The organism is Pseudomonas sp. Leaf127 (assembly GCF_001423155.1).
GTDB classification, from domain to species: Bacteria; Pseudomonadota; Gammaproteobacteria; order Pseudomonadales; family Pseudomonadaceae; genus Aquipseudomonas; species Aquipseudomonas ovata.
The window spans coordinates 200,016-225,522 of the sequence record NZ_LMOA01000020.1 but is presented as its reverse complement, the minus strand read 5'-3'; the positions used below and the strand labels follow the sequence as shown (position 1 = coordinate 225,522).

The 25,507-nt window shown below is 64.0% G+C and carries 23 protein-coding genes; 14 read left to right on the top strand and 9 right to left on the bottom strand.

Features of this window, described 5'->3' with window-relative positions:
- The 4 genes from ASF84_RS11675 (at nt 1) to ASF84_RS11660 (ending at nt 3,199) form a co-directional block, all read left to right on the top strand.
- Nucleotides 1-813: a CheR family methyltransferase gene (locus ASF84_RS11675; protein WP_056838436.1), complete on the top strand. Its 813-nt coding sequence runs from the start codon at nt 1-3 to the stop codon at nt 811-813.
- On the top strand, nt 804-1,328 hold the full coding sequence (locus ASF84_RS11670; protein WP_056838434.1) for a chemotaxis protein CheD: 525 nt from the start codon (nt 804-806) through the stop codon (nt 1,326-1,328). The genes ASF84_RS11675 and ASF84_RS11670 overlap by 10 nt, the downstream gene beginning before the upstream one ends.
- Nucleotides 1,325-2,383 carry a protein-glutamate methylesterase/protein-glutamine glutaminase gene (locus ASF84_RS11665; RefSeq protein WP_056838431.1) on the top strand — a complete coding sequence of 353 codons (1,059 nt, stop codon included), beginning with the start codon at nt 1,325-1,327 and terminating at the stop codon, nt 2,381-2,383. The genes ASF84_RS11670 and ASF84_RS11665 overlap by 4 nt, the downstream gene beginning before the upstream one ends.
- 159 nt (nt 2,384-2,542) lie before the next feature.
- Nucleotides 2,543-3,199, top strand: coding sequence for a response regulator (locus tag ASF84_RS11660; protein WP_056838429.1), 657 nt, complete (start codon nt 2,543-2,545; stop codon nt 3,197-3,199).
- 136 nt (nt 3,200-3,335) lie between these two features.
- Here ASF84_RS11660 and ASF84_RS11655 read toward each other — a convergent pair whose 3' ends face one another.
- A complete protein-coding gene (locus ASF84_RS11655; protein ID WP_056838428.1) occupies nt 3,336-5,609 on the bottom strand; it encodes a molybdopterin guanine dinucleotide-containing S/N-oxide reductase in 2,274 nt (757 codons plus the stop codon).
- A gap of 195 nt (nt 5,610-5,804) precedes the next feature.
- Between ASF84_RS11655 and ASF84_RS11650 the strand changes: the two genes are divergently transcribed.
- Complete coding sequence (locus tag ASF84_RS11650; protein ID WP_056838426.1) at nt 5,805-7,052, top strand: OprD family porin; 1,248 nt, start codon at nt 5,805-5,807, stop codon at nt 7,050-7,052.
- 330 nt (nt 7,053-7,382) lie between these two features.
- Here ASF84_RS11650 and ASF84_RS11645 read toward each other — a convergent pair whose 3' ends face one another.
- Nucleotides 7,383-8,282: a LysR family transcriptional regulator gene (locus ASF84_RS11645; RefSeq protein ID WP_056838424.1), complete on the bottom strand. Its 900-nt coding sequence runs from the start codon at nt 8,280-8,282 to the stop codon at nt 7,383-7,385.
- A gap of 146 nt (nt 8,283-8,428) precedes the next feature.
- Here ASF84_RS11645 and ASF84_RS11640 point away from each other — a divergent pair, with 146 nt between their 5' ends.
- The 4 genes from ASF84_RS11640 (at nt 8,429) to ASF84_RS11625 (ending at nt 14,615) form a co-directional block, all read left to right on the top strand.
- Nucleotides 8,429-9,448, top strand: a complete 1,020-nt coding sequence (locus tag ASF84_RS11640) for an alpha/beta hydrolase (RefSeq protein ID WP_056838422.1) — start codon at nt 8,429-8,431, stop codon at nt 9,446-9,448.
- A 158-nt stretch (nt 9,449-9,606) separates the two neighbouring features.
- Complete coding sequence (locus tag ASF84_RS11635) at nt 9,607-11,037, top strand: mechanosensitive ion channel family protein (RefSeq protein ID WP_056838420.1); 1,431 nt, start codon at nt 9,607-9,609, stop codon at nt 11,035-11,037.
- Between the two features lie 296 nt (nt 11,038-11,333).
- A complete protein-coding gene (locus tag ASF84_RS11630; protein WP_082481541.1) occupies nt 11,334-11,789 on the top strand; it encodes a helix-turn-helix domain-containing protein in 456 nt (151 codons plus the stop codon).
- Between the two features lie 39 nt (nt 11,790-11,828).
- On the top strand, nt 11,829-14,615 hold the full coding sequence (locus ASF84_RS11625; protein ID WP_056838417.1) for an ATP-binding protein: 2,787 nt from the start codon (nt 11,829-11,831) through the stop codon (nt 14,613-14,615).
- Nucleotides 14,616-14,755: 140 nt separating this feature from the next.
- Here ASF84_RS11625 and ASF84_RS11620 read toward each other — a convergent pair whose 3' ends face one another.
- Nucleotides 14,756-16,216 carry an ATP-binding protein gene (locus ASF84_RS11620; protein WP_056839067.1) on the bottom strand — a complete coding sequence of 487 codons (1,461 nt, stop codon included), beginning with the start codon at nt 16,214-16,216 and terminating at the stop codon, nt 14,756-14,758.
- 160 nt (nt 16,217-16,376) lie between these two features.
- Nucleotides 16,377-17,327, bottom strand: a complete 951-nt coding sequence (locus ASF84_RS11615; RefSeq protein ID WP_056838415.1) for a GlxA family transcriptional regulator — start codon at nt 17,325-17,327, stop codon at nt 16,377-16,379.
- Between the two features lie 211 nt (nt 17,328-17,538).
- Here ASF84_RS11615 and ASF84_RS11610 point away from each other — a divergent pair, with 211 nt between their 5' ends.
- The 3 genes from ASF84_RS11610 (at nt 17,539) to ASF84_RS28480 (ending at nt 18,819) form a co-directional block, all read left to right on the top strand.
- The gene (locus tag ASF84_RS11610; RefSeq protein WP_056838412.1) at nt 17,539-18,261 is read left to right on the top strand and encodes a pirin family protein; all 723 of its coding nucleotides are present in this window, start codon (nt 17,539-17,541) and stop codon (nt 18,259-18,261) included.
- A gap of 61 nt (nt 18,262-18,322) precedes the next feature.
- Nucleotides 18,323-18,568 carry a hypothetical protein gene (locus tag ASF84_RS11605; protein WP_156684212.1) on the top strand — a complete coding sequence of 82 codons (246 nt, stop codon included), beginning with the start codon at nt 18,323-18,325 and terminating at the stop codon, nt 18,566-18,568.
- 89 nt (nt 18,569-18,657) lie between these two features.
- Entirely contained in the window at nt 18,658-18,819 is a 162-nt protein-coding gene (locus ASF84_RS28480) for a DUF2986 domain-containing protein (protein WP_082481539.1), read from the top strand.
- Nucleotides 18,820-18,897: 78 nt separating this feature from the next.
- On the opposite strand, the gene ASF84_RS11600 is transcribed toward ASF84_RS28480, so the two are convergent.
- From ASF84_RS11600 to ASF84_RS11590, 3 genes are all read right to left on the bottom strand, one after another.
- Nucleotides 18,898-19,938 (bottom strand): GGDEF domain-containing protein, encoded by a 1,041-nt coding sequence (locus tag ASF84_RS11600; RefSeq protein ID WP_056838407.1) that lies wholly within the window; start codon nt 19,936-19,938, stop codon nt 18,898-18,900.
- A gap of 236 nt (nt 19,939-20,174) precedes the next feature.
- The gene (locus ASF84_RS11595) at nt 20,175-20,918 is read right to left on the bottom strand and encodes a substrate-binding periplasmic protein (protein WP_056838405.1); all 744 of its coding nucleotides are present in this window, start codon (nt 20,916-20,918) and stop codon (nt 20,175-20,177) included.
- Nucleotides 20,919-21,180: 262 nt separating this feature from the next.
- Nucleotides 21,181-21,840 (bottom strand): substrate-binding periplasmic protein, encoded by a 660-nt coding sequence (locus tag ASF84_RS11590; protein WP_056839065.1) that lies wholly within the window; start codon nt 21,838-21,840, stop codon nt 21,181-21,183.
- A gap of 237 nt (nt 21,841-22,077) precedes the next feature.
- On the opposite strand from ASF84_RS11590, the gene ASF84_RS11585 reads away from it, so the two are divergent.
- The gene (locus ASF84_RS11585) at nt 22,078-22,584 is read left to right on the top strand and encodes an isochorismatase family protein (protein WP_056838403.1); all 507 of its coding nucleotides are present in this window, start codon (nt 22,078-22,080) and stop codon (nt 22,582-22,584) included.
- A complete protein-coding gene (locus tag ASF84_RS11580) occupies nt 22,577-22,846 on the top strand; it encodes a hypothetical protein (RefSeq protein WP_056838401.1) in 270 nt (89 codons plus the stop codon). The genes ASF84_RS11585 and ASF84_RS11580 overlap by 8 nt, the downstream gene beginning before the upstream one ends.
- Nucleotides 22,847-22,989: 143 nt before the next feature.
- Here ASF84_RS11580 and ASF84_RS11575 read toward each other — a convergent pair whose 3' ends face one another.
- Both ASF84_RS11575 and ASF84_RS11570 read right to left on the bottom strand, forming a co-directional pair.
- Nucleotides 22,990-23,964 carry a Bug family tripartite tricarboxylate transporter substrate binding protein gene (locus ASF84_RS11575; protein WP_056838399.1) on the bottom strand — a complete coding sequence of 325 codons (975 nt, stop codon included), beginning with the start codon at nt 23,962-23,964 and terminating at the stop codon, nt 22,990-22,992.
- A 32-nt stretch (nt 23,965-23,996) separates the two neighbouring features.
- Entirely contained in the window at nt 23,997-25,499 is a 1,503-nt protein-coding gene (locus ASF84_RS11570; RefSeq protein WP_056838397.1) for a tripartite tricarboxylate transporter permease, read from the bottom strand.
- Nucleotides 25,500-25,507: the final 8 nt, after the last annotated feature.

Here is a 25,507-nt window from a genome sequence, read left to right as displayed (position 1 = left end):
ATGCCTGATGCATTGAAGATGCCGGCGCTGGGCGATGCCGAGTTCCGGCACCTGCAGAAACTCATGGCCGACGCCTCCGGCATCCAGATGGCTGCCAACAAGCGCCCGCTGGTGGCCGGCCGGTTGATGAAGCGCCTGCGCCATTACCGGCTGGGCAGTTTCAACGAATACCTGCGCCTGATCGAACAGCCGCTGTACCGGCAGGAGCGCCGCCTGGTGGTCGACCTGCTGACCACCAACGAAACCTATTTTTTCCGCGAGCACCCGCATTTCGATTTTCTGGCCAGTTGGCTGCTGCGCCAGCGCGGCCCCTTGCGGCTGTGGAGTGCCGCCTGCTCGTCGGGCGAAGAGCCCTACAGCATGGCCATGGTGATGAGCGAGCACGCCACCACCCGTGACTGGTCGATCACCGCCAGCGACCTGAGCCTGAGCATGCTGCACAAGGCCCAGGAGGCGATCTACGACATCAGCCAGGCCAAGTACTTTCCCGAAGGCTGGCTGCAGCGCTATTGCCTGAGCGGGGTCGGCGACATGAGCGGTCGCCTGCGCATCCAGGCGAGCCTGCGCGAACGCCTGGTCCTGCGCGAGGTCAATCTGGTCCAGCCACTGAGCGAAGACCTGGGCCTGTTCGATGTGATTTTCCTGCGCAACGTACTCATCTACTTCGACAACGACGAAAAGAAACGCATCGTGCAGCGCCTCGTCCACCAGTTGCGCCCGGGTGGGCTGCTGTTCATCGGACATGCCGAAAGCATTCATGGCTTCAACCTGCCCGTGCGGCTGGTACAGCCTTCGGTGTACGAATGCCTGTAAGCCCTGCCCTGTTCCTGCGCCCCGGCGATTATTTTTTCGGGCATTACAACGGCCCGGTCACCACCTTGCTGGGCAGTTGTGTGTCGATCATCCTCTGGCACCCGGGTCGGCAATTGCTCGCCGTGTCGCATTACGTGCTGCCCAGGGACCCGCTGCTGCGCAGCGACCAGGCCCCCGGCGAGCCGTTCGATACGCGCTATGGCGACGCGGTGTTCCAGCGCCTGCTGGCCGATATGCAGCGCTGCGGCACCAACCCCGCTCAATACCGCAAAAGCCTGTTTGGCGGCGGCATTCTCACCGGCCTCAAGGGCCGAGCCGAACAGGCGGCCCTGAGGGTCGGCCACGCCAACAGCGAATTCGCCCGCCACCAGTTCGAGCAACGCAACTGGCCGGTGGACCACTGCGACCTGGCCGGCGAGCACTATCGCCGTCTGAGCATCGACGGCGCGAGCGGCCGTATCGATTGCCAGCGCAAGGCCATGCGGTTGCCTGTCAGCAGGAGGCTGAGCTCATGATCAAGGTCTTTATCGTCGATGATTCGGCGCTGGTGCGTCAGGTGCTGACCGGATGCCTGGACAATCATCCCGGCATCCGTGTCATCGGCCATGCCGCCGACCCGCTGTACGCCATCGACAAGATGCGCCGCGACTGGCCGGACGTGATCATTCTCGACATCGAGATGCCGCGCATGGACGGCCTGACATTCCTGCGCCAGATCATGAGCGAACGGCCGACGCCAACGCTGATATGCTCCACGCTCACCGAACAGGGCGCAAACGTTTCCGTACAGGCCCTGGCCGCCGGTGCCGTGGGGATTTTCACCAAGGCGCGGCTGGGTCTGCGCCAGAGCCTGGAACAGATGTCCAGTGAGCTGATTCGTACCATCGAAGACGCCGCACGCACCCGGCCGGGCGCCTTTCGCCCGCCGGCGGGCTTGCAGGCGGTGCAGCAAAAGCCTGCGGCGGCGGCCAACGGGCTGTTGAAGACCACCGACCGGGTCGTGGCGCTGGGGTGTTCGACGGGCGGCACCCAGGCGCTGGAGTTCGTGTTGCGGCAATTGCCGCGTGACTGCGCGGGCATTGTGATCGTTCAACACATGCCGGAGAAGTTCACGGCAGATTTTGCCCGGCGCCTGGACAGTCTGTGCCAGATCGAAGTACGCGAGGCCAGGCATCTGGACCGTGTGCACACGGGGCTGGCATTGATTGCGCCGGGCGGGCTGCACATGCAACTCAAGCGCAATGGTGCGCATTATCAGGTCGAAGTGCTCGACGGCCCACCGGTCAATCGTCACAAACCCTCGGTAGACGTGCTGTTTCGTTCGGTGGCCCGGCAGGCCGGGGCCAACACCCTGGGGATCATCATGACCGGCATGGGCGACGATGGCGCACGCGGCCTGCTGGCCATGCGCGACAGTGGCGCACAGACCGTGGCCCAGGACGAGGCCAGTTGTGTGGTATTTGGTATGCCTAAGGAAGCTATCCGCATGGGCGCCGCGCAAACGATCGAACCGTTATCCAGGGTTCCGCTGCTGATCCAGCAGTTTGGTGACCACGCTCGACACGGCTGAAGGATCTTGCCGGTACACCGGGGCATCACCACCGGGATAGGGACGTCTTCCTGTGGGTGTTCACCAGCATGCCGGAGCCTCACCCGCCTACGGGATAAAAACAACGCCGCCTATATTGAAGGACGGCATCCTCATTCCCATGCGACACAGGCCTGACTTATGCCTTGCCGAATTTTGCTCGCCGATGACTACCCGCTGTTTCGGGCCGGCATCCGGGCACTTCTGGAAACGAAACACGAATACGAAATCGTCGGTGAGTCCGGTGATACCTTGAGCACCGTGGAGCTGGCGGTGGTGCAGGCACCGGAAATCGTCCTGCTGGACATGTCGGTGGAGCGTACCGCCAGCGTCCACACCCTGGAGGAGCTGTCGCTGCACGCCCCGCACAGCAAGGTACTGATGCTGTCGATGCACACCGACTCGGACTTCGTCATGAAATGCCTGCAACTGGGCGCCCATGGCTACCTGCTCAAGAGCGCCAGCGTACTGGAACTGGAACTGGCCTTGCAGGCCCTGCGCCGGGGCGGCCAGTACCTGTCTTCGGCCGTGGTGCCGCTGGTGGTCAGCCAGGCCGTGCGCAAGAGCCTGACGCAACCGACCAGGCCCGGCAATTTCACCCTGACCGAGCGCCAGCTGGAAATCCTGCGCCTGATCGCCCGTGGCGAATCGACCCGCTCGATTGCCGTGGGCCTTGGCCTGTCGGTCAAGACCATCGAAGCCCACCGCTCGCAGGTGATGCATCGCCTAGGCATCCACGACATCGCCAGCCTGGTGCTGTTCGCCGTGCGCGAGGGCATCATCGAGGTGAATGACTGAAGCTCACCCCCTATGCTTGCGGGCGGCGATCCGCTTCAACAGCGAAGCCTGCTTCCCGGCTGAAGCCGGTCCTACAAACACTCATCGCGCGCGGGACAGGTCGGAATCCGTAGGCGCTGCTTCAGCAGCGATAAGCTCAGAGTGTGTCAAACACCGGCGGTTCGAACGCCGTCACCGGAGGCAGCTCGCCCTGCCACTTGACCACCTCCACCGAGGCGGTCTGCGCCGAGCAGCCTTGCGACAGGCTGGAGGCGCCAATGTCATGGGTGATGACATTGGGGTTGCCGTGCTTTTCCAGGCTGCCCGGCGCGCCGTGTACCAGCGGGTCGAACCAGGCGCCGGTGGCGATCTGCACCACGCCCGGGCGGATGCCGTCGGACAGGATCGCCCCGGCCAGGAATGCCCCGCGCGCGTTGAACACCTTGATCACGTCCCCGTCACGAATCCCCCGCGCCCGGGCATCCAGCGGATTAAGGGTCAGTGGCTCGCGGCCCTGGATTTTCGAGGCGCGACTGTAGGCGCCATGGTCGTACTGGCTGTGCAGCCGGGTGCGTGGCTGGTTGGAGAGCAAATGCAGGGCGTGCGTCGGGACAGGCTTGGCCAGCCACACCGGATGACCCGGACAATCGGCATAGCCAAAGCCTGCGATGCGCTCGGAAAACAGCTCGATGCGTCCTGACGGTGTCGTCAGCGGATGCGCCTCGGGGTCCTCGCGAAAATCCTTGAGCAGCACCCTGTCCTCGACCGGGCGCTGGACTTCGAACAGGCCGTCACGCCAGAACCGGTCGTAGTCAGGCAGTTCGATGTCGAACTCGCCGGCCCGTCCGCGCGACTCTTCGTAAATCGTGCGCAGCCAGTCCTCGGCATCGCGGCCTTCGGTAAAGGCCTCGGCCACCCCCAGGCGCTGCGCCAGGTCGGCAAAAATGCTGTAGTCGTCACGCGACTCGCCCACCGGCTCAATGGCCTTGTGCATGGCGATCATGAAGCGGTCGGAGGCGGCGCTGCCGATGTCATTGCGCTCCAGCGACGTGGTGGCCGGCAGCACGATGTCGGCGTATTTGGCCTGGGCGGTCCAGTACTGCTCGTGGACCACGATGGTCTGCGGCTTTTGCCAGGCCTCAAGCAGGCGGTTGAGGTCCTGGTGGTGGTGAAAGATATTGCCACCGGCCCAATACACCAGGCGGATGTCCGGGTAGTGCCGCTGCTGGCCGTTGTAGTCGAACGGCGCACCGGGGTTGAGCAGCATGTCGGTGACCCGTGCCACCGGAATGAAATCCTTGACCTTGTTGCTGCCTTGGGAAAAACGCGGCCCGGAAAACGCCTTGCGCCCGCTGCCGGTGTTATTCATGCAGCCATAGCCCAGGCCGAAGCCACCGCCGGGCAGGCCGATCTGGCCGAGCAACGCGGCCAGGGTCACGGTCATCCAGAACGGTTGCTCACCATGCACTGAGCGCTGCAGCGAATAGGCAATGTTGATCATCGTGCGTTTACTGGCCATGCGCCGGGCCAGTTCGGTGATCTGCGCCGCCGGAATATCGGTCAGCGCCGCCGCCCACCCGGGCGTTTTGGGCTGGCCATCGAGCTCACCCAGCAGGTACTGGGCAAAGCGCTCGAAGCCCACTGTGCAGCGGGCGATAAAAGCCTGGTCATGCCGGTTTTCCGTGACCAGCACCCAGGCCAGCGCCAGCATCAAGGCAGTGTCGCTGCCGGGGCGCACCGGCAGCCATTCATTGTGCGCCGGTCCCGCCAGGTCATCACGCAACGGGCTGACATTGACAAACTGCACGCCCGCGTTCGACAGGTTCTCCAGCGCTTCGTTGAGCAAGTGATCGCTGGCACCACCGGGGCTGGTCTGGGCATTCTTGTGCGGCAGCCCGCCAAAAGCCACGAACAGCTCGCAATGCTCGGCCAGGTTGCTCCACGAGGTGTGCCGGGCCAGCAGCCAGTCCATGTTGCCGACGATGTGGGGCATCAGCACCCGCCCGGCGCCCAGGCTGTAGCTGTCGGTGCTGAACACATAGCCGCCCAGGGTGTTGAGGAAGCGGTGCAACTGGCTCTGGGCATGGTGAAAACGCCCGGCACTGCCCCAGCCGTAACTGCCGCCGAAAATCGCCTGGTTGCCATGCTCATGGCGCACGCGCTGCAGCTCGCCGGCCACCAGGTCCAGCGCCACCGCCCAGCTCACCTCGACGAACGGTTCCTGACCGCGCCGCTCGGGGCGGCCTTCACCGGTCAGGAAACTGCGGCGCACGGCCGGGCGCCGGATGCGCGTGGGTGAGGTAATGGCGCCGACCACCGAATCGCCGATCGGCGACGGGTCTTTGTCCCACGCCACCGGCACCATGGCCTGTAACTCACCATCGACCACCTGTGGTTGATAGGCGCCCCAATGCAGCGACGTAAAGCTCATGAATTCAGGTCTCCCGGGGTGATGGCGCTGTGCACAATGCCCATGACCCTAGCACGCGGTCAAAAATCAGCAAAAGTCATTTTTGGCTTATCTTTATATGCATTCTGGTAATTAAAATCAGCTGGACACATGCCTACAAGCCATAACCGCCGCCCGGCTTCATAGTCGGGTTTTCGATTCAAAGGCTGATCAGGCATGCGTGCTGTTCTTCTGCTCAACGGGTTGGCCTTGAGCGCCCTGGCCCACACGGCCGTCGCCGCCGACAACAGCCTGTGGCCCGATGCCCAGGCCTCGGTGCTGCTGCGCAATTACTTTCTGCACAACGACGACCGCAACGACCGGGTGCGTGCACAGAGCTACAAGCAGGAATGGGCCCAGGGCTTCATAGGCCGTTTCGATTCCGGCTATACACCTGGTACCTTCGGGCTGGGCGTAGAGGCCCATGGCTTTCTCGGCCTGCGCCTGGACAGCGGGCGTGGCACAGCCGGCACCGGCCTGTTGCCGCTGGACAGCGACGGCCGGGCAGAACCTGATTACTCCTCGGCCGGAGCGGCGTTGAAACTGCGCCTGGGCCAGACCCAACTGAAAGTCGGCGAAATGGAAGTCGAAACCCCGGTGTTCGACACCGCCGACAAACGCCTGCAACCGGAATACGCCAGCGGCGGCTTGCTCGACAGCCTTGAGGTGCCGGGCGTGCGCCTGGTGGCCGGGCATTTCACGGCCTTCAAGAACCAGAACCAGTCCAGCGGCCATGGCGACTTCGACGGCTATCAGGTCAGCACTGCCGGCCACAGCGTCAGCCTGGCCGGGATCGAAAGCCGCACGGAAGGCCCCTTGGGCGGCGCGCTGTACATGGGTGAATTGAGCGACACCTGGCGGCAGTACTACGCCAACCTGCACGGCGCGCACCCGTTGGGCAGCACCACGCGTTTATCGTGGGACGCCAACCTGTACCGCACCCTGGACACCGGTACGGCCAGCGCCGGCGCGATTGCCACCACGGCATCGAGCCTGATGCTCAAGCTGCGCCATCAGTGGCAGACGCTGGGCCTGGGCTACCAGAAGGTCCATGGGCAGACGCCGTTCGATTTTGTCGGCGGCGACTCGATCTACCTGGCCAACTCGATCAAGTACAGCGACTTCAACGGCGCCGGCGAGCACTCCTGGCAACTGCGCTACGACCGTGACCTGACCACGCTGTGGCCGGGCCTGAGCGTCATGGGCCGCTACGTGCGCGGCAGCGGCATCGAGACCGCCCGCGGCGACGGCAAGCACTGGGAACGCGACCTGACCCTGGCCTGGACCGCGCCTTCAGGGCCGGCCAGGGATTTGTCGGTGGAGTTGTCGTATGTCACCCACCGCGGCAATGCCGCCCAGGGCAACAACGACCTGGACCGAATCTACGTTGTCGTGCAGTACCCGTGGGACATGGCAGGCCATTGAAGCGCTGGACTTGCCCACGCCCCCCGTAGGAGCGCGCTTGCCCGCGACCGGCTGCGTAGCAGTCGTAAAATTGCAGCGTTTCGCAGATCTTGAATGTGTTCGCAGCCGTAAAATATGTGGCGTTTCGCAGATTTTGCGAGCGCTACGCACTCGGTCGCGGCTGAAGCCGCTCTCATCAAACACAAAGTAACTTATTGATTTTATTGGCTATAAAATTCACACCTGTAGGAGCCCGCTTGCCGGCGACCGAGTGCGCAGCGCTCGCAAAAAATTGTGGGGACGCTGCAATTTTACGACTGCTACGCAGCCGGTCGCGGGCAGAGCGCGCTCCTACAAGCCGGCTTCGATGCTGCCTTCGAGTTTTTCGCGCAGGAACTCGATGAAGGCCTGTACCGGTCGGGAGGTCTGGCGATGTTGCGGGTACACCGCCGACAGCGTCAAAGGCGCCGGGCGCAGGGCGTCCAGCACCGGCACCAGGCTGCCGGCGCGCAGGGCGGCGCCGACGATGAAGGTCGGCAGGTAAGTGACGCCCAGCCCGGCAATCGCCGCATCACGCAACAGGTCGCCGTTGTTGACGCGCATGCGCCCGGTGACGTTGAGCACAGTGGGCTTGCCGGGGCCTTCGAAGCGCCATTGCACCTGGCGGCTGTGGCCATAGGGCAGGCAATCGTGGTCGAGTAGGTCTTCGGGAACGTCGGGATGGCCGCGCTCGGCCAGGTACACGGGGCTGGCGCAATACACCCGCTCGATGGTCGCAATGCGCCGCGCCACCAGCGAGGAGTCTTCCAGGATGCCGATGCGCAGCACCAGGTCGTAGCCTTCGCTGATCAGGTCCACCGGCCGGTCGCTGAGGTCGATTTCCATCGACACTTCACGGTGACGTTGCAGGAACAGCGGCACCAGGCAGCCCAGGTGGGCAATGGCAAACGACAGCGGCGCACTGACACGGATGGTGCCGCGCGGCTCGCTGTTCTGCCCGGCAATGCCCTGCTCGACCTGCTCCACCTCGCTGAGCAGGCGCAGCGACGATTCGTAGTAGCTCTGCCCCAGCGGCGTGACGTCCAGGCGCCGGGTCGAGCGGTTGAGCAGGCGCACGCCCAGACGTTCTTCGAGCTGCATCAGGCGCCGGCTGACGAACTGCTTGGACAGCCCCAGCTTCTCGGAAGCCGCCGTGAAACTGCCCGACTCCATGACCTGGCAAAAGATACGCATGTCTTCAAAAGGGTTCATTGTCTCGTCCAGGTTGACAGCTAAACGCTTTATAACCGCTTTTTCTCATTTCGGCAGCAAATTAATCTGTGTCCACGGTGCAGCTGAGGCCATAGGCCAGCAGCCCTACCGACTTCCTACCTCATTGAATACGCAAGGAAACGACCATGAACCTGATCCAGAAGACCCTCGCTGCCAGCCTCCTGGCCCTGTCTGTCAATGCCGCCTTCGCCGCCGGCAGCCCGGGCGTCGAGCAGGACACCCAGGCGTTTCTCGAGGCCCTGGCCGCCGGCGGTGGCAAGCCGCTGGAGCAGATGAGCCCCAAGGATGCCCGTGCGGTGCTGACCGGCGCCCAGGCGTCGGTCAAGGTCGACCTGTCGGGTATCGAAGTCAGCCAGCGCACCATCCAGGCCGAAGGCCAGGCCATCACGTTGCAGATCGTGCGTCCGGCCAAGGTCAAGGGTGACCTGCCAGTGTTCATGTTCTTCCACGGCGGCGGCTGGGTGCTGGGCGACTTCCCGACGCACCAGCGACTGATCCGTGACCTGGTGGTCGGCTCGGGCGCGGTGGCGGTGTACGTCGACTACACCCCCTCGCCTGAAGCGCAGTACCCGACCGCGATCAACCAGGCCTATGCCGCGACCCGCTGGGTGGCCGAGCATGGCAAACAGATCGGCGTCGACGGCAAGCGCCTGGCGGTGGCCGGCAACAGCGTCGGCGGCAACATGGCGGCGGTCGTGGCGCTGATGGCCAAGGAACAGAAAGCCCCGGCGCTGCGCTTCCAGCTGCTGCTGTGGCCGGTGACCGATGCCAACTTCGATGATGCTTCCTACGGGCAGTTTGCCGAAGGCCATTTCCTGACCCGCAACATGATGAAGTGGTTCTGGGACAACTACACCACCAACCCGGCCGAGCGCGCCCAGGTGCATGCCTCGCCGCTGCAAGCCACGCCCGAACAACTGCGCGGCCTGCCGCCGGCGCTGGTGCAGACCGCCGAATTCGATGTGCTGCGCGATGAAGGCGAAGCCTATGCCCGCAAGCTCGACGCCGCCGGCGTGCCGGTCACCAGCGTGCGCTACAACGGCATGATCCACGACTACGGCCTGCTCAACCCGCTCAGCCATGTGCCGCAAGTGCGCACCGCCATGCGCCAGGCCGCCGACGAACTCAAGGCCCACCTCAACTGATCGCAACACCCCTGGCCAGACGGTGAACCCACCGCCTGGCCTTTGCGGGTGATCGAACATCCGCAGGAGCGGCCGGGCGGCGATCCGCTTGAGCCGGAAATGGACCACCTGCCGTATGCAGGCCTTGCCGTAAACCGATGTTTCATGGAGCCACCGTCATGTCCCTGTTGCTCAATCATCCGCTGCTGTGGAGTGCCCTGATCCTGCTGGCCGACGTGGTGCTCTGGTACCTGCTCGCGCAGCACCTGCGCGTGGTCCGGGTGGCGTTGCGCCTGGCGCTGTTCATGGCCTACAGCAGCCTGCTGATCAACTCGGGCATCAGCCCGTTGCTGGCCCCGGCCTGGGGTGACGACAGCGTGATGCAACTGGGCGCCACGGCCCTGGCGATTGGCTGGTGGCTGTTTGCAGCCAGGGTCATGACCGTGCTGATCGGGCTGATGCTGATGCGCCGCATCGGCCAGAGCGGACGTCTGCTGCAGGATGTGTTCGGGGCACTGATCTTTCTGGCCTGTGTGGTCGCGGCGGCCGGCTATGTGCTGGAGTTGCCGGTCAAGGGCTTGCTGGCCACTTCCGGAGCGGTCGCCATCATTGTCGGCCTGGCCTTGCAGAGCACGCTGAGCGATGTGTTCAGCGGCATCGTACTCAACACCACCAAGCCGTATCAGGTCGACGACTGGGTGAGCATCGATGGCGTCGAAGGCAAGGTGATCGATGTCGACTGGCGCGCCACGCACTTGCAGACCAGCGCCGGCGCCACTGCCGTGGTGCCCAACTCGGTGGCGGCCAAGGCCAAGATCGTCAACCTCAGCCGCCCGACCCATATGCACGGGGTGTCGATCAGCATCCAGGTGCCCAAGCATGTGCGCCCACGGCGGGTGCTGGACGCCTTGAACCGCGCCTTGCAGGGCAGCGACAGCCTGCTGCTGAACCCGGCGCCCAAGGTGGTGCTCAAGGAATCGGGCGAAACCATGGCTGAATACGTGGCCAGCGGTTTCATCGCCGAACTGTCGCGCAAGGGTGAAGTGCGCAACCAGTTGTTCGACCTGGCGCACCGCCACCTGGAAGCGGCCGGCATCATTCGCCAGGCCGAAGGCAACGCGGTACCGGTTTCCAGGGCCCGAGCCCTGCTCGATGAGGTCAAGGTGTTCCGCTCGCTGAGCGAGGAAGAACGCGATCGCCTGGCCGAGTCGATGACCGCCGAACAGTTCGTGGCCGGCCAGGTGGTGCTGGACCTCAATGAAGTGTCCGGGTCGCTGTTCGTAATCGGCACCGGCGTGGTGAGTGCGGCCGTGCAGGACGGCGAGCAGCGTGTCGAGGCCGGGCGCATGGGCCCCACCGAAATCATGGGTGAACAGGGCATCCTCGCCGACACGCCTTCCGAGGCCTACTTCACCGCGCTGACCTCCAGCATCATCTACCGCATCGACAAAGAGATCGCCCGCGCTTCGCTCGAAAAATGCCAGCAGGTCACCCGCGCCTTCAACAAGCTCCAGGCCGTGCGCCAGAGCAACAGCCAGGGCGTGCTGCTGGCGCGCCCGGCCCCGGCGCGCAAGAACGGCTTCCTGAGCTGGCTGCAACGACGCACCTGACCGGATAACACAAGGCACCTGCCGCCTGAGCAACCAACGGTTGCGAAAAGGCCCGCATGACTCATTGCGGCATTCGCGACCGCTGGTCGCTCCTACGAGAGTGAATGTTCATGCCGGTCAGGCGTTGGGTTTGATGAAAGCGGGATGTGAAAGGCCTTAACAAAATTAACAACGATTAACTCGTCAGTCCTGCTCGCGGCGTCAAGAATGGGCTTCTCAGCGCAAACATCAATCTGTTGAAAGTGCGAGTCCTGTTCAAGGCCCGATAGCCGCCCCGAGAATTAAGGACATTAACCATGATTCAAAATTCCCGTGTTCAACTTCATTCGCCCTGCCAGACCTGTGAGTACGTGCATCGTCGCGAACACACCGCACACGCCGCCAGCGGCGGCCTGACACCCTGGCGTGAAAAGCTGGCCAAGCAATTGATTCTGGACAACCTCGGCGAGAACATCGAAGTCACCGAACTGGCCCGCGCCTGCGCCTTGTCGCGCAGTTATTTTTCCCGGGCCTTCAAATGCAGCACCGGCCTGTCGCCCCAGGAATGGATACGCGAACAGCGCATCCTGCGCGCCAAATGCCTGATCGCCCACAGCGGTATGACCCTGACCCAGATCAGCCAGGAATGCGGGTTTTGCGATCAGTCGCACTTTTCGCATATCTTCTCGCGCAGCGAAGGCATTACCCCCTTGACCTGGCGCGGCCATGCGCTCAAAAAGCACCAGGCGGCCCACGTGCAGCGTGCGCTCTGAACCCTTCCCGTTGCCCCTTTCCAGGACAGGAACCCGGCAGTGACGCCCATGCCCGAACAGGCCCTGCAATTCGGCCCTTACCGTATCTACCCGCAACAGCGCCTGGTGCTGGACGCTGACCAGCCACTGCGCCTGGGCAGTCGCGCGCTGGACATTCTGCTGGTGCTGCTGGAACGGCCTGGCGAAGTGATCAGCCGTCAGCACCTGATGAACCGGGTCTGGCCCACCAGTGTGGTTGAAGACAGCAACCTGCGGGTGCACATGGCCGGCCTGCGCAAAGCGCTCGGCGATGGCCAGAGCGGCCAGCGCTATATCGTCACCGTGGCTCATCGCGGCTACAGCCTGGTGGCGCCGGTCACCCGTGCGCAGCACAATGTTCCTCATGACAAACCCGCCACGCCGCTGAACGCCGACCACAACCTGCCCTTGCGCCGCGCACGAATGATCGGCCGCCAGCCGCTGGTCGATGCACTGGTGCACAGCCTGCAAAGCCAGCGCCTGATTACCCTCACCGGCCCCGGCGGGATCGGCAAGACCTCGGTGGCGCTGCGCGTGGCCGAGCAATTGATCGGTCATTACCGCGATGGCATCCGCCTGCTGGAGCTGGCGCCGCTGAGTGACCCGCTGCTGCTGGCCGCGCACCTGGCGGCCTTGTTCGACCTGGCCCCCGATGATGGCGACCCGCTGGGCCAGTTATGCGCCTGGCTGCGCGACAAGCATCTGCTGCTGGTGATCGATAATTGCGAGCACCTGATCGATGCCACCGCACTGCTGTGCGAGCGGGTGCTGCGCAGCGCCCCGCACGTCTGCATCCTGACCACCAGCCGCGAACACCTGCGCGCCGAGGGCGAGTTCATCCAGCGCCTGGACGCCCTCGCCTGCCCGCCGCTCGATCAGGCCAGCGACCTGCATGCCAGCGACTTTCCAGCGCTGCAGTTGTTCATCGAGCGCGCCATGAGCTCCCAGGAGCAGTTCGAGGCCAACCGCGTCACCCTGGCCATGGCCGGCGACATCTGCCGGCGCCTGGACGGCATTCCGCTGGCCATCGAACTGGCGGCCGCCCAAGTGACCAGCCTGAGCCTGTCAGACTTGCAGGCCCAGTTGCAGCACAACCCGGGGCAGTTGATCAGCGGCCACCCGGACAGCACCGGCCGGCACCAGACCTTGCTGGCGACCCTGGACTGGAGCTTTCATTTGCTCGCCCCCGCCGAGCAACGTTGCCTGAGCCGGCTGGCGGTGTTCAAGGACCGCTTTACCCTGGAGTCGGCGCTGGCGGTGGCCGGCGACGCCGCGCTGCCGGTCGAGGCGCTGTACACCGTGATCAGCCAGTTGGTGGCCAAGTCACTGCTCAATGTCGAGGCTGGCGATGAACAGGTGCTTTATCGTCTGCTCGACACCACCCGGCACTACGCTCTGGAAAAACTGCGCCAGTGCGGTGAGCTGCCCGCCACCCTGGAGCGCCATGCCGACCATTGCCTGGCCTTGATGCAACAGGCCCGGCAAGACTGGGAACACTTGCCGACCGGGCAATGGCTGGAGCGCTATACCCGTAGCCTCAAGGATGTACGCGAAGTACTCGACTGGGGGCTGAGCGGTGAAGGGCCGCAAGCGCTGGCCATCGCCCTGGTGGCTCACTCCGCGCCGCTGTGGCAGGAATTGTCGCGGCTCAAGGAGCATGGCGTGTATGTGCGCAAGGCCTTGCTGGGCCTGCAACACGCAGGGCTGCACCATCGCCCGCTGGAACTGCAACTGCGCCTGGCCCTGGGCAGCTTCAGTTATCACAGCCGTGGTCCGGGGCTGGAAACCATGGACGCCTTTGTCGAGGCCTTGCGCCTGGCCGAACAACTCGGTGACGCGGCCGGCAGGCTGCGGGCAGTGTCCGGGCAGATGACCGTCTACTTGTGCCGGGGCGACTACCCGGCGGCGCTGCTGCAAAGCCGAAGGTTCGACCAGTTGGGACTGGAGCTGGATCCGGAGATCAATCTCAGCGCCCATCGCTTGCGCCTGCTGGCCTTGCATTACGAGGGGCAACAAATCCAGGCCCGGCAACAGGCTGAAAGAGTCCTGCAGCGCCTGGCCCACAGCGGCCAGCACAACCGCTTCAGTCGCGGCTTTGGCATCCAGTACGAACAGAGCGTGGCCACCCTGACCGGCCTGGCCCGCATCCTCTGGCTGCAAGGCCAGCCGCTTGCGGCTGAACGTGTGGCCCGGCAGGCGCTGGACATTGCCGTACAGATCGATCACGGCCTGTCGATCTGCTACACCCTGGCGCTGGCCGGCTGCCCCATCGCCCTGTGGTCCGGGCGTACCGGGCAAGCCTTGGAACGGGTCACGCAACTGCTGGCCCAGACCCATAAACATGCCGTGCTGCTGTTTCATACCTGGGGCCGGCATTATGCCCGCTTGCTCGGCCTGCCCGACGCCCCTGCCGGCCCTGCCACCGGGTTGCTCAGCGACATCCTGCTGACCGTACGCGCAGGGGTGATCGACCAGGCTCAACTGGAACGTGCACAACAGGGCGAGGCCGGCTGGTGCGCGGCAGAAATCCTGCGCTGCCGGGCCGAGAACCTGCTGGCGCCCACTGAAGATCAGGACCTCGGCGCCGCTGAGGCGCTGCTGCACCAGGCCCTGGCCATCGCCCGCCGGCAAGGGGCGCTGGCGTGGGAGTTGCGCAGTGCCCTGAGCCTGGCCAGGCTACGGCCGGAACAGGCCAGGACCTTGCTGGAGCCGGTGCTGGACGGGTTTGAAGCCGACAGCCAGACGCCGGATGTGCTGGAGGCGCAGCGGTTATTGGTCCAGAACCTGCCGGCTGGCGGTGCGCTTTAGCCGGGACGGATGTTGTACGCTTCGCGGCTGAAGCAGCGCCTACGGGTGAGCCACCCAAGGGGTTGCGAATGCAGACTGTCAGGCGCTGAAAATGCGATGCCCTTTCGCGACCGTTGGTCGCGCCTACGGACAGGTGAGGATTACGACACCTGCATCAAGTCATGCCGGTAGTCGCTGTAGCGCTCGTAACGCGCCAGCACCGCCTGGTACTCGCCGCTGGCTTTCAATTGGGTCTGCGCATGCAGGCGTACCGTGTTGTACAGCCGGTAACGCACCTGGCCTTCATCTGGCACCGACACCAACAACGACCGATCCTCCAGGCGACGCACATCGTTGCGCAACCGGTCGAGGCTGTAGCGGCGATCACAGACCACACTGGCTGCCGCCTCCAGCGAAAAATCCGTCGCGAAGAGTGCCAGACGCTGCAACAGCTCACATTCCTGCTTGCTCAGCTGTGCATGGCTCCAGTCCAGTGCGGCCGCCAGCGACTGGTGGCGCGCCACAGCGGTGCGCCGGGTCAGATTCAGCAGCCATTGGCTATTGGCCAGTTGCCGCTGCAAGCCGGCGACGGCAAACACGCCCACGTGTGCAGCCAGCAGTTCGATTGCCAGCGGCAGGCCGTCGAGTTGCCGGCAGATGTCGATGACAACGGGCAGGTCCTGGTCGCGCAGCCCATAGCCTGGCTGGCTGGCCTGGGCGCGGCTGACCCATAACTTCACGGCCGCACAATCGGCGCCTTGCAGCGCCAGGCCCGGCACCTGTTGCAACCATTCGCCCCAGGCATACAGCGGCTGGCGACTGGTGACCAGCACCGCCAGATGCGGCGCGGCATTCAGCAGCTGTTCGATCCATTGACGACAGGTTTGCGGCAGGCATTCGGCACTGTCGATCAACAGCAGGCACTGGCGCTCGGCCAGTGCCTGGCACACCACCTCGAAGGGCGGCTGGCCGTGCGCCTCCCGTTGCAGCAGCGTCAACAGCGCCTGCAAGACCTGCGCGGGATCGCCGCTGCTGCAGTCGACCAGCCAGACACCGTCGCGATACCCCGGCATCAACGCTTCGGCCACGCGGCTGGCCAACCGGGTCTTGCCGACTCCGGCCGGCCCCGTCAGGGTCACAAAACGCCGGGTCGCAAACTGCCGCACCAGACCGGCCACCGCCTCGTCACGGCCGATCAGAGGCGTTACGCACGCCGGCAGGTTGTGCCGGGCATAACCCACCTCACCGGTGGCTGTACGCTCACCCGGCACCTGGACCACCGGGGCAATGAAGCTGTAGCCGCGATGCGTGACCGTGGCGATGTAACGTTCACCGTCTTGCCCGTCGCGCAGGGCACGGCGCAAGGCCGCGATGTGCACGCGCAGGTTGATCGCCTCGACCACTGAATCGGGCCACACCTGTTCGATGATCTGCTGCTTGCCGACCACTGCGCCGGCCTGCTCGACCAGCACCTGGAGAATATCCAGCGCCCGCCCCCCCATCGGCACCGGCTGGCCATGACGCAACACCTGGCGCTGGCGCACATGAAAGGCATAGGGCCCGAACAGCAGCACCGATTCTGCCAAGGCTGATTCTGCGAAGGTAATGACCTGACCTTTCATGCGCACCCCCACGCCCTGCACGGGGACCGCCCGGTCAGCGCATGACGCTCAATAAAGAAGAGGGGTTATCTTGGCAGGCACAGGGTTTGAGGCAACCACGACGGGGGACGCGATACGGTCAATGCAGTGCGCGATACGGACACTGCGTCTGCATATTCCCTCAACTGAATTGCTCACGGTACTGAACGGGGGTAAGTCCCAGCCGGCTCGTGAACAGAAAGCGCATGTGCCGCACGCTGCCGAAGCCGCTTTTATAAGCGATGGTCTTGAGGGGCAGCTCGGTGGTTTCCAGCAGGCTGCGGGCGCAGTCGATGCGGGCGTTCTGCACGAACTCCATGGGCGTGACCTGCACGTCACGCACAAACAGCCGCGAGAAATGCCGGGGGCTCATGTTCGCCAGCGCGGCCATGCGCTCGACCGTGAACGGCTCGTCCAGATGCGCCAGTACGTAATTCTGCACGCGGGTCACCGCGCTTTCCTGCGGGGCCACCGCCGCCGTCAACGGACTGAACAGCGCCTGCCCGCCCTGGCGCCTCATGAGCACCAGCAGCACCTTGGCCACGTCCTGTGCGACCTTCTTGCCATGATCGCGGGCGACCACGGCCAAGGCCAGGTCGATGCCGGCCGTCACGCCACCGGAGGTCAGCACATTGCGGTCCTGAATGTAGATCTGGTCGTTCTGTACCAGCGCCTTGGGGCAGCGCTTGATCAGCCGCTCGGTGTAGTGCCAGTGCGTGGTGACCCGGTAGCCGTCCAGCAGGCCGGCGTCACCCAGGATGAAGGCCCCGGTGCAGATCGAACCGTAATACTCGGTGCGCGGCACGGCCTCCTGCAGCCAGTGCTGCACGGCCGGCATGGGCTGGTCATAGGCACCGGGACCCCCGGGAATCAACAGCAGGTCGTAGGCTTCGGTGGCCTCTTGCAGGGTGATATCGGCCTGCACCGCCACGCCGTTGGAGGCGCGCAACAGCCCGGCCTGGGAGCCTACGGTGACGATGCGGTAATGCGCCTGCGGCGGCAGATAACGATTGGCAATGGAAAACACCTCCAACGGCCCGGACATATCCAGCAGCAGCAGGTCGGGAAACAGCAACATGGCCACGGTTTTCATGCAGGGTCTTCGCGCATGGTGAGGGCAGGACTCCGAGTCTGAGGTTGTAGAGCGCTTTATAACCCGCTCGCCCGCTGCACACAACTGTCAACCGCAAAGAGACAGTCATTCATGATTGAGCTACTTATTGCGACAGTCCTGACTTGGTAACCTTGTTCTCACTTGCTCGACACCTGAATGCACAGGGTCGAAACCGAATGGAGAACCTCCCATGATCACTCTTCGCAAAGCTTCCGAACGTGGCGCCGCCGACCATGGCTGGCTCAATTCGCACCATACCTTTTCCTTCGCCAGCTACTACAACCCGCAGGAAATGGGCTTCTCTGACCTGCTGGTGATCAACGACGACCGCGTGCAGGCCGGCAAGGGCTTTGGCCAGCACCCGCACCGCGACATGGAGATTTTCTCCTACGTGCTTGAAGGCGCACTGGAACACAAAGACACCCTGGGCACCGGCTCGGTGATCCGCCCCGGCGACGTGCAACTGATGAGTGCCGGCAGCGGTGTGGCGCACAGCGAGTTTAACCACTCGCATGAAGAAGGCGTGCACTTCCTGCAGATCTGGATCGTGCCCAACGTCGGCGGCGCGACCCCGAACTACCAGCAGCAGCACTTCAGTGTTGCCGACAAGCGCGGCCAGCTGAGGCTGATCATCTCGCCGGACGGCCAGGACGGTTCGCTGCAGGTGCGCCAGGATGCCAGGGTCTATGCCGGGTTGTTCGATGGCAACGAGTCGGCCACCCTGGACCTGCCCGCTGACCGCTACGCCTATGTACACGTCGCCCGCGGCAGCGTGGTCCTCAACGGCCAGACCCTGCAAGCCGGCGACGGTGCAAGGGTTCGTGATGAGCAGCGTCTTGAACTGAGCCAGGGCGTGGACGCCGAAGTGCTGGTGTTCGACCTGCGTCCACAGGAACGGCCACAACGTCCTTGAGGGCAGCGGCCCGCCACGGGCGGTCAGTTGCAAGCTGCAAGCCACAAGCAAAGGTATTTCGGTGCCGTTGCCTGTGGCTTTTTTCATGGCGGGTGTTTTGCCTGACATTGATGCTGTTGCCGAAGCAACATCCGAGGGGATACAAACTTCCCACGCTCAAACTGATATTCTTCGACCCCTGTACACCAAGGGTCTGTTGCCGTTTCATCACGGCCGCGCCGGCGCTCTCGCGGCAAAACAGGCCCGGCCCTTCGGGTTGCGTGCCCAATCTCGCCAGGCGGTGTTGGAGGACTTGAAAAGGGAGTGACCCTTTTCTGCGTCCTGCGCCTGGCCTGGCGAGATTGGGCCCAGCAACGCGGCTCGTGCTGAAACGGCAACAGACCCTAGGTAAATAACATGAACCGTCGCAAGAAAATCAAACAACTGCTCCAGGCCCACGCCAAAAAGGCCAGCGCCAAACTGGCACCGGCCAGCAAGTCGAAGTACATCAGCAAGGCCGACCGCCTCAAGCTGGCCGCCGAGGCCGAACAGCCCTGCGCAGAAAACAGCGCACAGTAGGAGCGCCCGGGCGGCGATCGGCTGCGTCAGCAGTCGTAAATCTCGGATCCGGTCATTTCATACGTGATGAAGCCCGCCTCAAACGCTGAGCACCACCTGTTGCGCCATGACATAACGGTTCTTGCCCTCGCTCTTGGCGTCGTACAAGGCAAGGTCGGCGCGGCGCATCAGGCTGACCATCGACTCGCCGGGCTCGAGACGCGCCAGCCCCACGCTGATGGACAGGGTCAAGCCGTACAGCTGGCTTGAGTGCACGGCATCGACAAGGCTGCGCGCCAGCGCCTGGGCTGCCGCCACGTCCGGCAACTGGGCGGCGATCGCAAACTCCTCACCGCCCACGCGGGCAAAATTATGGCCCTGGCTATGATCCTGCAGTTGCCTGCCCACCTCTACCAGCACCCGGTCGCCGACATCATGGCCAAACCCGTCGTTGATCTTCTTGAAATCATCGATGTCGAGCATCAGGAAAAACAGCGGCACCGGCACTGCCCTGCCGGCCAGGGTCGTGGTCAGCCGCTCCATGAAGGCGCGGCGATTGGGCAGCCCGGTCAGGGTGTCGGTGTAGGCCATGCCGTGCAACTGGCGTTGCAGGTCGAACACGTCCTTGCGAATCCGGCAAAACGTCGCGCACACCAATGTGGCCACCAGCAGGCTGGCCACGATCAGGATCAGTGTCAGCGCATGATCCAGGGGCCGCTCGAACTCAGGGCTGATGACATAAAACAACGTACCCCAGATGGCAATTCCGGTACTCAAGGCATGTGCCGGGTGCACATGCATGGCGGAACTGGGCAGGCTCAACACCAGGCCGATGGGCAGAAACCACACCAGCGGATTGCCGATGGCGTTGGCCAGCGCGCCCAGGCAGGCGCTGCAGGTGCACAGCAACAGCAGCCCGGTCAGCCACAAATGCCAAGTGGTGCGTGCCCGAAAGGTGAGGTAGCAGGCCACCCCGGCCGCTGCGCAATAGCCGTACAACCAGGGTGAAATGGCCTGGCTCGCGCTGGCCAGGGTCACGACCAACAGGCAAATGGCGACGGCGAGGATTTCACTTGAAACTTTCAGCGGACGCAGTTGAGCAAAGGTTTTCTGCTCCAGACTTTCTTCAGTGCCATGCATGCTCTACAACCTCGACGACGGCCTGGCCCTTGGTGATTTGAGCCCCGTCCATCCGCTCTGAAAACAATGAACACTGATTACCACGGCAAGTACGACCATGCCAGTTAATGGATGGTTCTTGTAGGGCTGCCAGAAACATACATAAAGTAAATTACTTATTTTTGTTTGATAAGAGCCCACCCAGGCCTGCTGCGCAACAGCGATGCCTTTGTCCTGCCGCTTCTGGTTATACCGGCTTAAGGCGCCGGCAGCTCATACCGACGCTGAATCCGCGCCAGTTCACCCGAGTCGCGCAAGTGCGCCAGCGCCTGCGCCCAGGCCGCTACGACCTCATCTTCGCAGTCGCGGCTGAACGCGATGTACAACGATGCGCGATACAGCTCGACGGGGATCCGGCGCAGCTTGCCAGGAGCGATATTCAACTGGCGGCTGTAATAAGCCACCCCGGCATCGGTGTCGCCAACAATGACCGGCGTGCGCCCGATCAGCAGCATGCGGTACAACTGCAGGTTCTCGGTGGCACTTCGATCAAGGTTGTCAAAGCCCATCGCCTCCAGCAGGTCGGGCATCAGCCCCGCATGACGGGTGGTGATCCGCTCTGCCGCCTGCAGTTGTTCCAGGGTGTTCACCGACGGCACATTGGCCAGTTGCCAGGCATGGATGGACTCCTCGACGATCGGCCCGACCCACTTGTACAACGGCTCGCGCGCGGGCGTGCGGAACATGGAATACATGATGGACCTGGGGCGGCTCTGCAATAGATGGCTGGCACGCATACTGGGCACCATGACCATCTCGAAGTCGTCATAGGTCAGCGCCATGATCGCCTGCACGATCTCGGTGGTCATGCCCGTGAGCTGATCGTTTTCCTGATAGTTGTACGGCGCCCACTCTTCGGTGAAGACCTTGTACGGCTCGGCACTGGCCTGGGGACCCTGCAAGACGCAGAGCAGCATGGCGATAAGGGTCAGGTGCTTCATGTGCTCCGCCTGGCGAACGTCAAGGTGTACAAAAGGGGCACCTTTACAAAGGAGCCAGACAAGCATAGCCCCTGGCGGGGTCGATGGGCGGTTTGTGGGGTTCCCTGGCGGCCAATCAGTCAAATAAGGATGATGTGTGCAGGTGTCCGCACGATCATGAAATCCAAGGCATCGCCTCGCGCAATGTCATGGCGTCGGTGAGCGGGGCCCTTCCCGGCTAAAGCGGATCGCCGCCCGGCCGGTCATACTGTAATGCGCCGGGCTACAAGTCCTTGAGGTATTGATCCGCGATCCGCTGCAGCGTGCCATCGCGGCGCAGGGTCTCGACGGCCTTGGCGAGGCGCTGAACCATCGCTTCGTTGCAGGTTTTCGAACAGGCCAGGTACAGCTCGGTGGTCATCAGCACCGGGCTCATCAGCAAGGGCCTGGCGGATACGCCGCGCCAGATATAGCGGCTTTCCGGTACACCGTTGAACCACGCATCCACGCGCCCCAGCAACAGCATCTGCGCCGGGTTGTCGCCAATCTTCAGCGAGTAGATCTGCTCGTCGCTGAAGCCCTCGTCGCGCAGCTTCTGTTCCTGCGCGCTGCCCATGCCGACGGCAATGCGGCGGTAGGCCTGGCGCGCCTGTTCGAAGCTCTCGACCCGCTTGTCCAGGCTGAAAAACGCCCGGTCCATGGTCATGATCGGCGCGATCCAGGTGTATTTGGCCTCACGGGCCGGGGTGCGCGACAGCGGCATGATCAGCAGGTCCTGGCCGAACTCCACCGTGCGCTGGCCGCGAGACCAGGGCAGGACAATCAGGTTCAACTCGATGCCCGCCCGCTGGGCAGCCTTGAGGGTGGCGTCGCCGACGATGCCGTGCCGCCCCTCGGGTCCGGTCATGGTCAGCGGGGGCGCGTCGGGCAGGTAAATGTCCATGGGCCCCGGCGCGGCCAGGCACGCCGAGCAGAACAGTGCCACAGGCAGCGCGGCATGACGCAGATGCAAAGCTCGCAGACCGGGACGGCGGACAGGTGTGGTCGAAAGACCCATTGAAGTGACTCAGTAGAGGTGGCAGTCAGGCATAAGACCCGTGCAGCATAGATGCAAATGCGGCCCGGCGCCTGCTGACGCTATACTCGCCCCCCGTTCAACGACCGTTTTCTGGAGATGTTCATGGAGCAGGTGCTGCTTATCGTCGATATGCAATCGACCTTCAGCCCGCCGGAGTGGCTGATCGACCGTATCCGCTTTTTGTCCGCCAACCTCCCCACCATCGCCTCGGTCGAGCTGCATGACGAGCATGTCACGCCGTTTCAGCAACAACTGGGCTGGCACCCGGCCGCCGAGGATGAAAACCTGATCGAGGCCGATGAAGTGTTCATCAAGCACGGCTACGGGCAGACACCCGAAGCCATCGCACACCTCAAGCGCCTGGGGGTGAAGCGGGTGCTGGTGTGCGGCATGCAGACCGAAACCTGCGTGCTGGCCGCCGGCTTTGCCCTGTTCGATGCCGGGCTCAACCCGACCCTGATCACCGACCTGACCGTGGGCTCGTCGCTGGACCGCTCAGGCAAGATGGGCATCGAATTATGGAAACACCACTTTCGCCAGGTGACCACCGCCAGCGAAGTGATGGCCGGCTTGCAAGATCCTGTCACCCGGTGCCCTCCTGATGCATGACCCGATCAGAATCCTCGATATCGCCCAAAGCGACTGGGTCGCCCTGCGCGACCGGCTTGCCGGGCAGGGCTGGACCCTGGAAAAGGGCGGCGGGCTGGATCACGCCTGGGCCACGCTGACCCGGGGCGAGCTGCTGATCGAGATGGACTACGACGTCTGGTTCGAAGGCGAGATCGCCTACGCACGCGCGCAGGCGCCGGCCATTGAGGCGCTGTTACCGACGCCCGCCCCGGCAAAACACCTGCACGATAACCCCTTGTAGGAGCGCGCTTGCCCGCGACCGGCTGCGTTAGCAGTCGTAAATTTTCAGCGTTTCATAAATTTTGAATGCGTCCACAGTTCAGCATTTGTGGCGTCTGGCAAATTTTGCGAGCGCTGCGCACTCGGTCGCGGGCAAGCGCGCTCCTACTCGATCTTCACCTTCGCTGCGCGGATCACTTCGCCCCAGCGCTGGTAGTCATCGGCAATCAACTGGCCGAATTCAGCCGGGGTGCTTTTCTCCAGGGTGATGCCGTTCTGGGCGAAGCGTTCGGCGGTCTGCGGGGCGGCGGCGATGACCTGAATGTCGTGGCTCAGGCGCTCGACCACAGCCGGTGGGGCATTCCTGGGCAGGACAATGCCGAACCAGCCGGAGGCGACAAAGCCTGGCAGGCCGGCCTGCAGGGCACCGGGCACGCCCGGCAGCAAGGGTGACGGGTCGGCGCTGCTGAGCACCAGGCCCTTGAGCTTGCCGGCCTTGATCTGCGGTGCCAGCACGGTGACGGTGTCGACCGCCACGTCCACTTCCCCACCCAGCAGGCCGGTCACCGCCGGCGCGCTGCCCTTGTAGGGCACGTGCAGCAAGTCGACCCCGGCCAGGTTTTTCAGCAGCTCACCCGACAGGTGGCACAGTGTGCCATTGCCGCAGGACGAATAGGTCAGCGCGCCGGGACGGGCCTTGGCCTCGGCGATCAGTTCTTGCAGGGTCTGGATCTTGCTGCTGGCATTGACCGCCACTACGTTGGGCACCGAGGCCAGCACCGCCACCGGCGTGAAGTCCTTCTGCGCATCGAAGCGCAGGTCGCCTTGCAGGTTCGGCAGGATGGTCAGTTGCCCGGCGGTGGCCAGCGACAGGGTGTAGCCATCGGGCTTGGCGCGGGCGACGTATTCGGCGGCAATCGCAGTGCCAGCACCGGGTTTGTTCTCCACCACCACCGGCTGGCCCAGTGAGGTCGACAGTTGTTCGGCGTAATAGCGCCCGACCGTGTCGGCCGCCCCGCCCGGCGGAAACGGCACGATCAGGGTCAGTGGACGTTCCGGCCAGGTGCCGGCCTGGGCCAGGCTGGCGACAGCGCCCAGGGCGAGGCCGGCAATTACAGCGATCAGGGGAGTCTTTTTCATGTACGGCTCGTCAGTCAGGGTTGGACAGAAAATCAGTCTTCGCTGAAGGCCACCTGGCGGGTGGCGCGAAAGCGCGGCAGCAGCATCAGGGCGACCACCAGCGCGGTCACGATCAGCAGGGTCAGGCTCAGCGGGCGCTGGAAAAACACCAGCGGATCGCCGCGCGACAGCAACATGGCGCGGCGCAGGTTTTCTTCCATCATCGGCCCCAGGATGTAGCCCAGCAGCAGCGGCGCCGGCTCGCAGCGCAGCTTGATGAACAGGTAGCCGAGCAGGCCGAAGCCCACGGTCAGCAGCACGTCGAACAGGCTGTTGTTGACGCTGTACACACCGATGCAGCAGAACAGCAGAATCGCCGGGTACAGCAGGCGGTACGGCACCGACAGCAGGCGCACCCAGAGGCCGATCAGCGGCAGGTTGAGCACTAGCAACAGCAGGTTGCCGATCCACATGCTGACAATCAGGCCCCAGAACAGCTCGGGGCGCTCTTCAATCACCTGCGGGCCGGGCACGATGCCGTGGATCATCATGGCGCCGGCCATCAGCGCCATCACCGCATTGGACGGCAGGCCCATGACCAGCATCGGAATGAATGACGTCTGGGCACCGGCGTTGTTGGCCGACTCGGGGCCGGCCACGCCTTCGATGGCGCCCTGGCCGAAGCGCGCCGGCTCCCTGGCCAGGCGCTTTTCGATCATGTACGAGGCAAACGAGCCGAGCATCGCCCCGCCACCGGGCAGGATGCCGAGCAAGGCCCCCAGCCCCGTGCCACGCAGGATCGGCTTCCATGAACGGCGGTAGTCATCGCGGCTGGGCGACAGGCGTCCGACCCGGGCGATGCTTTGCTGGCCGGTGTGGTCGCGTTCCAGGTTGGCGATAATCTCGGCAATGCCGAAGAGGCCCATCGAGATCACCACGAAGCTGATGCCATCGCTCAGTTGCGGCAGGCCGAAGGTAAAGCGCTCGACGCCGGAGTTCACATCGGTGCCGACCATGCCCAGCAACAGGCCGAGAATCGTCATCGCCAGGGCGCGTAGCACGTCGCCCTGAGCCAGCACGATCGCCGCCACCAGCCCCAGCAGCATCAGCGAAAAATAATCGGCCGGGCCGAACTGCAAGGCCGCGGCCGCCAGCGGCGTGGCGGCCGCGGCCAGCAGGAGAATGGCCAGGCTGCCGGCGACAAACGAGCCGATGGCGGCGATGGCCAGCGCCGCCCCTGCCCGGCCCTGGCGCGCCATGGCGTGGCCATCGATGCAGGTGACCACCGAGGACGACTCACCCGGCAGATTGACCAGAATCGCGGTGGTCGAGCCACCGTATTGCGCACCGTAATAGATGCCCGAGAGCATGATCAGCGCCGCCGATGGCGTCAGCCCGTAGGTAATGGGCAACAACATGGCGATGGTCGCCACCGGCCCCAGCCCGGGTAACACGCCGACCAGCGTACCGAGGGTCACGCCGAGCAGGCAGTACAGCAGGTTCTGCAGGGTAAAGGCGGCGTCCAGCCCCAGGCTCAGGTGCGCGAGCAATTCCATGATCGCCC